This is a genomic window from Vannielia litorea (assembly GCF_018424695.1).
Classification (GTDB): domain Bacteria; phylum Pseudomonadota; class Alphaproteobacteria; order Rhodobacterales; family Rhodobacteraceae; genus Vannielia; species Vannielia litorea_A.
The window spans coordinates 1-3,777 of sequence record NZ_QTNQ01000160.1 but is presented as its reverse complement, the minus strand read 5'-3'; the positions used below and the strand labels follow the sequence as shown (position 1 = coordinate 3,777).

Annotated in this window: 3 protein-coding genes; 2 read left to right on the top strand and 1 reads right to left on the bottom strand. The window is 66.0% G+C overall.

The window, feature by feature from the left end; genetic code table 11:
- Window positions 1-106: 106 nt before the first annotated feature.
- The gene (locus DYI42_RS23460; RefSeq protein WP_213549484.1) at window positions 107-676 is read right to left on the bottom strand and encodes a hypothetical protein; all 570 of its coding nucleotides are present in this window, start codon (window positions 674-676) and stop codon (window positions 107-109) included.
- 234 nt (window positions 677-910) lie between these two features.
- Between DYI42_RS23460 and ttcA the strand changes: the two genes are divergently transcribed.
- Window positions 911-1,801, top strand: coding sequence for a tRNA 2-thiocytidine(32) synthetase TtcA (gene ttcA / locus DYI42_RS23455; RefSeq protein ID WP_213549482.1), 891 nt, complete (start codon window positions 911-913; stop codon window positions 1,799-1,801).
- A gap of 69 nt (window positions 1,802-1,870) precedes the next feature.
- Window positions 1,871-3,409, top strand: coding sequence for a putative bifunctional diguanylate cyclase/phosphodiesterase (locus DYI42_RS23450; RefSeq protein ID WP_213549480.1), 1,539 nt, complete (start codon window positions 1,871-1,873; stop codon window positions 3,407-3,409).
- Window positions 3,410-3,777: the final 368 nt, after the last annotated feature.

Here is a 3,777-nt window from a genome sequence, read left to right as displayed (position 1 = left end):
CTCCCCGCACAAATCGCTCACCCTCCTGCCCCCCACGGCAAAAGGCCCCCGCCGCGTGGCGAGGGCCTTCCGACCTTCGAGGGAAACAAGGTCTTCTGAGCGCGGGTCAGGCGCGGTCGTCGATCACAAGGGTCACTTCGCCTTCGCCCTCGCTTTCAAAGCCCACCACATCTTCCGCGGCAAAGCCTTCTTCTTCGAGCGCGGCGGTCAGGTCGGCATTGGCCTCGATGGCCTCATGGAACGACGCCATCGCGTCGGCCTGCTTGTCGATTGCGTTATCGAGCGCGTTGCCCTGAGCGTCGCCTTCGACTTCGCTCAGCAACACGGTGTCAACGGTCACGTCTTCACCCAGCGCCTCGATCTCCGTCGCGGCCGCGGCGGTGGAACCGGTGTTGAGGCCCGAAATCACCGTGCCGTAGTTCACCTCCGCATCGGCGCTCGCGCCGCCTTCCATGGTGTCGGCCACTTCGGCAGTGCTATCCTGCACCTCTTCGGCGGTGCTGGTCACGGCATTGTCCACCTGATCGGTGGCGCTTTGTGCGGTCTCCATCGTGCCGCTCACCCCGGCCTCCACATCGGCGCCGGCCTCCATCCCGGTGCTACCGGCGATGGCAGCGGTGCTGACGGTGCCGGCCAGAAGGGCGGCGATGGTGCTCTTGGCAAGATTGCTGGTCATGGTGTCTTTCCTCCGTATGGTTCGGCGACGCGGTCCGCCGCCGTTCTGGCCCCACAACCATACGGGGCGCGTCCTGTTCCTCCCCCGGTTCCCAACGGCCGGACATCGGCCAAAATCGCGGATCCCCGCCGAAACGGGCACCGAGCCTCCGCAATTTCCCGCGCCCTCACAAACCCTTGCGTTGAACGTGCGCGCCCGCTTCCCCAAGGCCGCGCTTTCTGGCATAGGCTGCGCATGCTCGACGATGCCGATGATATCCACCCGCTGTTCCATGGCGCCCCCGCCACCACGGAGTTCAAGAAACTCCGCAAACGGATTGTGCGCGATTGCCGGGAGGCGATCGAGCAATACGGGATGATCGAGCGCGGGGCCCGCTGGCTGGTGTGCCTGAGCGGCGGAAAAGACAGCTACACGCTGCTCGCCGTCCTGCATGAGCTGCAATGGCGCGGCCTCCTGCCGGTGGAGCTTCTGGCCTGCAACCTCGACCAGGGCCAACCCGGCTTTCCGGCCACCGTGCTGCCCGAGTTCCTCGAGCGCATGGGCGTGGAGCACCGGATCGAGTATCAAGACACCTATTCCATCGTGAAAGAGAAGGTGCCCGCAGGGCGCACCTATTGCGCGCTCTGCTCGCGTCTGCGGCGCGGCAATCTCTACCGGATCGCGCGCGAGGAAGGGTGTTCTGCCGTGGTGCTGGGCCACCACCGGGATGACATCCTCGAAACCTTCTTCATGAACCTCTTCCACGGCTCGCGGCTGGCAACCATGCCGCCCAAACTGGTGAACGAGGAGGGCGATCTCTTTGTCTATCGCCCGCTGGCCCATGTGGCCGAGGCGGATTGCGAGAAATTCGCGCGCAGCATGAACTACCCGATCATCCCCTGCGATCTCTGCGGGTCTCAGGACGGGCTACAGCGCCAGCAGGTGAAGGCCCTGCTCGACCAGTGGGAAGCCAATCACCCCGGGCGGCGGCAAAAGATGTTCCGCGCCCTGATGAACACCCGGCCCTCGCACCTGCTCGATCCCGCGATCTTCGATTTCGCCGGGCTGGAGCGGCGCGCGCCTTCGGACGTTCAAGGTGATTGCGAAAATTCGAACGAAACTTCTCCGCCCCTCTTAAGGAACTGATCACGCAGAGTCCCTAGCTTGCCCGCGTGGCGGCCCCCGACCGGGCCGCAAGGGCATGAGGGCATCGCGATGCAAGGGCTGAAGGCCATCGTTCTGAAACTCCGGCGGGTGCTGCGGCAGGGCTTCTTCCGACCGCAGATCATCACCTTTCTGCCTGCCCTAATGCTGGCGGGCTACTGGTTTGGCGGTGAGGGGGTGATTCTCGTCGCCGCGCTGCTGTTCCCGGTGCTGGCCATGATGGGCGGGCTCTTCGACCGGGGCAGCGCCGGGCGCCGCGATGGCGCAACCGACCTTCTGCTGCGCGAGGATTTTCTCGATCTGCTGGGCGCCGCGATCCCGCGTGCCGAGGCGCAGAACTGGTCCACCGCCTGTTTCGTCATCGAGATAGACGACTGGCCATCACTGGTGGAGCGGCACGGCAGAACAGCGGCGGAAACGGTGCTGCGCCGCACCGGCGAGCGGATCGAAAGCGCGATGCGCGGGGCCGATTTTGCCGCCCGGCTGGATGGCCCCCGCTTTGCCGTGGGGCTCGATCCCGTCCGCCGTATCGATCTGGATGCCGCGCTCAACATCGCCGAACGGCTGCAGGGCACCGCCGGGCAGGCCGTCAGCATAGATGCCACCTCCGTGCACGTCAGCGTGTCGGTCGGCTTCTGCCTCAACACCCGCGCGCCGCAGCTCACCGCCAGCTCGCTGCTGGGCGCTGCCGAGATCGCAACCGAAGAGGCCCGCACCAACGGCCCCGGCGGCACCCGTGCCTATTCCCGCGAGATGCAGGCCCAGATCAGCGCGCGCCACGCGCTGGTGGATGATCTGCTCAACGCCTTTTCCGAAGGCCAGATCAGGCCGTGGTTCCAGCCGCAGATTTCCACCGACACGGGCCGCATCACCGGGATGGAGGCCCTGGCCCGCTGGCTCCACCCCGAGCGCGGCATGATAGCACCCGCCGATTTCCTGCCAGCCGTCGAGCAGGCCGGGCTGATGGAGCGGCTGGGCGAGGTGATGCTGCACCACAGCTGCGCCGCCCTGAAAGCCTGGGACAGGGCCGATGTGCGGGTGCCAACCGTGGGCGTCAACTTCTCCGCCGCCGAGCTGCGCAACCCCAAGCTCTGCGACCGCGTGAAATGGGAGCTCGACCGTTTCGACCTTGCCCCGGAGCGGGTCACCATCGAGGTGCTCGAATCGGTGGTGGCCGAAAATGACGACGATACGATCACCCGCAACATCGCCAACCTCGCCACCATGGGCTGCCCGGTCGACCTGGATGATTTCGGCACCGGCCACGCCTCGATCAGCTCGATCCGCCGCTTCGCCGTGAGCCGCCTCAAGATTGACCGCAGCTTCGTGATGCGCGTCCACGAGGACCGCGAGCAGCAAAAGATGGTGTCGGCGATCCTGCTGATGGCCGAGCAGCTCGACCTCGACACGCTGGCCGAAGGCGTGGAGAGCATCGGCGAACATGCCATGCTGGCGCAACTCGGCTGCGGACACATCCAGGGCTTCGGCCTCGCCCGCCCGATGCCGTTCGAAGACACCATCGGCTGGATCGAGAAGCACAACGCCAAGATCGTCGAAACCCCGATCCTGAAGGGCATCGCGCGGGATTGAGCGGGACGGGGCGCATCCCGGCGTCCCCCCGCCGCGCGCCCACGCCGCGATCACGGCCACATGAAAGCCCGCCACAGCTGCGATGAGGCCTCGAAGGGCCGAAGAGCACCCCCGCGAATTGCCCTTGCCCGCTGCGGAACAGGTAACATTTCCGCCCTTTCGTCTTGACCTTTCGGCCCTTGAACGATTGAACCCTCGCAACCTGAAACGAGCGAGCGGTGCCTCTGCATGGACGACCAGAACAAGAACCTCATTCTCGCCACGGCACTCAGCTTCCTGGTGATCTTGGCCTGGTTCATCATCTTCCCGCCCGAAGAGCAGGTCACGCCCGACGCCCCCGCCGCCGAGCAGACCGCCGAGGGCACCCC

Coding starts and splice junctions, on each gene's coding strand:
- DYI42_RS23460 (WP_213549484.1), bottom strand. CDS start 676: ATGACCAGCAATCTTGCCAAGAGCACCATCGCCGCCCTTCTGGCCGGC.
- ttcA (WP_213549482.1), top strand. CDS start 911: ATGCTCGACGATGCCGATGATATCCACCCGCTGTTCCATGGCGCCCCC.
- DYI42_RS23450 (WP_213549480.1), top strand. CDS start 1,871: ATGCAAGGGCTGAAGGCCATCGTTCTGAAACTCCGGCGGGTGCTGCGG.